Source organism: Schlesneria sp. (assembly GCF_036405755.1).
In the GTDB taxonomy this organism is placed as follows: domain Bacteria; phylum Planctomycetota; class Planctomycetia; order Planctomycetales; family Planctomycetaceae; genus Schlesneria; species Schlesneria sphaerica.
On sequence record NZ_DASWWZ010000424.1, the window covers coordinates 1 to 3,580 of the forward strand.

At 57.2% G+C, this 3,580-nt stretch carries 3 protein-coding genes; 1 reads left to right on the forward strand and 2 read right to left on the reverse strand.

Annotated features, from left to right (window positions below; translation table 11 throughout):
- Nucleotides 1-897 (reverse strand): FHA domain-containing protein (locus VGE80_RS14485; RefSeq protein WP_440593161.1); only part of this gene is annotated, 897 nt, incomplete at its 3' end.
- 436 nt (nucleotides 898-1,333) lie between these two features.
- Between VGE80_RS14485 and VGE80_RS14490 the strand changes: the two genes are divergently transcribed.
- Nucleotides 1,334-1,783 carry an ExbD/TolR family protein gene (locus tag VGE80_RS14490; protein ID WP_440593162.1) on the forward strand — a complete coding sequence of 150 codons (450 nt, stop codon included), beginning with the start codon at nucleotides 1,334-1,336 and terminating at the stop codon, nucleotides 1,781-1,783.
- 1,164 nt (nucleotides 1,784-2,947) lie between these two features.
- Here VGE80_RS14490 and VGE80_RS14495 read toward each other — a convergent pair.
- Complete coding sequence (locus VGE80_RS14495) at nucleotides 2,948-3,325, reverse strand: hypothetical protein (protein WP_440593163.1); 378 nt, start codon at nucleotides 3,323-3,325, stop codon at nucleotides 2,948-2,950.
- Nucleotides 3,326-3,580: the final 255 nt, after the last annotated feature.

A 3,580-nucleotide genomic window follows, 5' to 3' on the forward strand; every position in this document is an offset into this window, starting at 1 on the left:
CCGTTCCAGCCGTCGGGCACGGATGACCGAACTGATGATCTCGGCCACGAGCTCGGTGAATTTGACATCTGCCTCCAGTTGCAGGGCGTCCGACAGCGTCGTTCCGGGAACGAAGGTCTTTCCCATCCGACCGGCGACATACAGTCCTGCCGGTTCCATGGCGAGTCCCGGCACCGGCGTGCAATAGGCCCAGTCGAATTCCTGCGTCAGCGTCTTGTCGCTGGGGACAGGCGAATCTGTTTCCCAGATGTGCAGCACGCTCGACTGACGCCGCTCAATTGCTTCCGTTACCAGACGACGACTGGGACGAAACGGGCCCGCGGTTTCGTGTCTCCGATCCCAGTGCAGCATCTGCACTTCTTCTGTCCCCGATGTGGTCACGATCGCAACCGCTTCTGCATGAACGACCCCCTTCAGCAGCAGGTTCGCCAGGCGGTAGTACAGCTCGCTATCGTCGCGAGCCCCCGAGATCACTTCTGGGAGATGAGTTAAGACCTCGATCCGGTTTTCCGGGTCCTGGTAGCGGATTTTCCGGAGCTCTGCCCGTTTGAATGCCACTTCTTCGAACGGTGCTGCGACAATCCCCACTTCGGTTTCAGGTTGTGTGACATGGAACGAGGTCGAACCGACCACGAAGTGTTGACCGACTTCGACGCGACAGGTTCCTACCGCTTCCCCCGCGAAAAACAGCGGGTTTCTGGCCGTTTCGACGCGTGACAGCTGAAGATGGTCAGGATGCACATCAATCTGGACATGCTGCCGCGAGATCTGCGGGTCCCATTTGACGCTCAGTTCACACTCGGGGTGTCGACCAATGCAGTAACGCTGACCCGGCTCCAGCCGTTTCCGCCAGTGCTGCTCCGTCTCTGAACCCTGTGCAACAAGCTCGAGCACCACGATCTTCACTCTTGGACACAAACAAACACCAAATTGACGATCCGACTAGCGACCTCGCAGCAGTCTCGCCTGGAAGGTTGCGACTCTTGCGCAAAGGCTGCTGATTCTACCTCTCACTGAGACCTGACGTCAGCTTCGGAGCCAGCGGATCAAGTCGCTGACGATCAAGTCACTGCCGATGTGGTTGATTTCGGTGACCTGCCGTCCCGGCCTTCATCTCTTCTCAACCAACTTTCCCGGCAGACGGCGAATTGGGCAACGTTCCTGTGCGCAGCGGACACATTGTCTCTCACTTGTGAGAAATGGGTGGAGTAGGGGATTTTAACTGGTCGAGGGCCTGGCTCGCCGGCAAATCGTGTCCCTCTATGGAGATCCCCGAAAAATCGTTAACCTCGGTGGGGTGTCTGGTTTCTGAAAATCTCTGAAGTCACTGAGCATGCGTATTCCCACATCGCGACAACGAGCGTCCCAGGTGGATATGCAGACGGCCATGACTCCACTGATTGACGTGGTCTTTCAGCTCCTCATCTTTTTCATCTGTGCCTCAACGGGGCATATGAAAGAGCTACTGCTGACGACGGACTTTACCGCCGGTGCGATCAGTGCCACCGAGAAGGAGCCGGCCGAGAAACCGCTGGGTGAAGTCTCGATCCGACTGACACGCGTGGAAACAGAGACGGTGACGTTTCTGGAAGGACAGGAGTTTCGTGAAATGGACGGGCTGGATGCGAAACTCAAAGATCTCGCGCGGGCATCGACCGAGATTCCCGTGAATCTGGATGTCGCTGCAGAAGTCCCCCTGGGGGATGTGATCCATGTCTATGACATGTGTCGCGCAGTCCGCTTCCAGTCCATTAACTTTGTCGTTTCCAAATCTCAACTTTAATGTTTGGTGCGACGGAAGTACCTCCGCGCGGCAACCACATCCGAGTCGGCAGTCGGACAGGCGGATTGCGGACGACCACTTTGCCGATCAGTGTCACCTTTTCTGAGAACCGCTGCGAGAATTCCGGGCTTCGGGCGAAGCTTTTCACTCCCCCACATTCTTCGGAGGAAGGTGTAGCAGACAAAGCTGCGAACACCCGATCGACGGAGCCGCTCTTGGTACGGATCGCCTGCGTGCCCCCCCCCCCTCTTCACCAGCGGTGGGGGGCACGACTTCTCCCGAATTGTCAAATAACGATAGTGCCGTTGATTCGTTATGCGGTTCTGAAGTGACCGCTTGCAGCGAAGCGTCACGTTTCCTGAGTCGGCCCCAGGGGGAGGCTCGCCAGAAATCCCTGGCCAGCCGGGCCAGTCCCGTCCAAATTACTTAACACCTGATCCTCCAAAGACATGGGACTGGCCAGCGGCTGGCCACGGACTGGCCAATTGGCCAGCCCGTGACGTCAAGATCGATGACCTCGAATTCGTCGCAGCGCGTCTTGCCGCTGTCTTCGGTCGTGCTCCATCCCCGCCGAGACGGACTGTAAATCCCGCTCTCATCCGCACTTCCTGATGACCTCCTGTCGCCATCCGACGCGGGCGACGATTCCTTTTTCTCCCGTCTGATGCAGGATTCCGCGGTTCCTGGCCGCAGCGACATTGACCGTCTGAGACAACAATCTCACACCGGCTGGACGACTCAAACTCATGACTTTCCCGGGCGCGACCGAGTCACGCCACAACCAGACCGTCGGTCGCGTCCCGAGCTTCGCAAGATCACTCGCAACACGTCCCGCTTACGTCTCGATCATCCGTGCCGCGTTCGTACTACCTGTGCCTCGCAGATGATTTCTGATGACATGCGATGGATGATGAAGCTCTGCGATCTGAACTATTTCTTTCTTCGATTGTCTCGTCCCAGCAGAAGATGTTTGAACACGGGCAGTGTCAGCAAGAAGCAGGATCCCAGCGAGCCCAAACAGCCAAACGTTTGGACGAGACTTGGTCCTTGAACAACAGGGACCAATAATTCCGCCGGAAGGAAGGAGATTCTTCCCCACGACCCTCCTGCGCCGGTCGTGAGCCACGACTGAGCCGCTAAGGTTCGCAATGTCTGTGTTTGTCTTTATTCAACGAGAATAACTCCCCGCCCAAGGAGCTGGGTTGGTGGTTCGAACTCAGATGAGGTTGCCTGAAGTTCAACGAGATACTTTCCTTTTTGCGTTGGGGCGTCGAGTTCCAGTGTCGCGACAGGCCCGTACTTTCGGCACCAGGGTCTCGTCACGCCGCCGAACGATCGGCGCCCCTCGGTCCGATCGAACGGGGCAAGAAACTCAATCGTCAGCAAAGATCCCCATTCCATATCCTTTGCAAACTCAAGTTCGACTTCGAACTCCAGCCGGCCTCCCGAATGGATTTTCTCTGGACGTCGCAGATCGACGACTTCCTGCTCGAACGTCGGGGTTGGTGGTGGTTGCCTTAGCTTGTCAGTCGCTGCTTCCACCGAAACGGGTTCGGTGGAGAGCGTCTTTTGTTGGGGTTGGGGGCGGTTGCTTTAGCTTTTCAGTCGCTGCTTCCACCGAAGCGGGTTCGGTGGAGAGCGTCTTCTGTTGGGGTTGGTGGTGGTTGCCTTAGCTTTTCAGTCGTTGCTCTCCACCGAAGCGGGTTCGGTGGAGAGCGTTTTTGTTCGGGTTGGTGGTGGTTGCTTTAGCTTTTCAGTCGTTGCTTCCACCGAAGCGGGTTCGGTGGAGAGCGTCTT

What these genes read in the sequence shown, in the direction of transcription:
- VGE80_RS14490 (WP_440593162.1), top strand. Translation starts at nt 1,334, where the DNA reads ATGCGTATTCCCACATCGCGACAACGAGCGTCCCAGGTGGATATGCAG.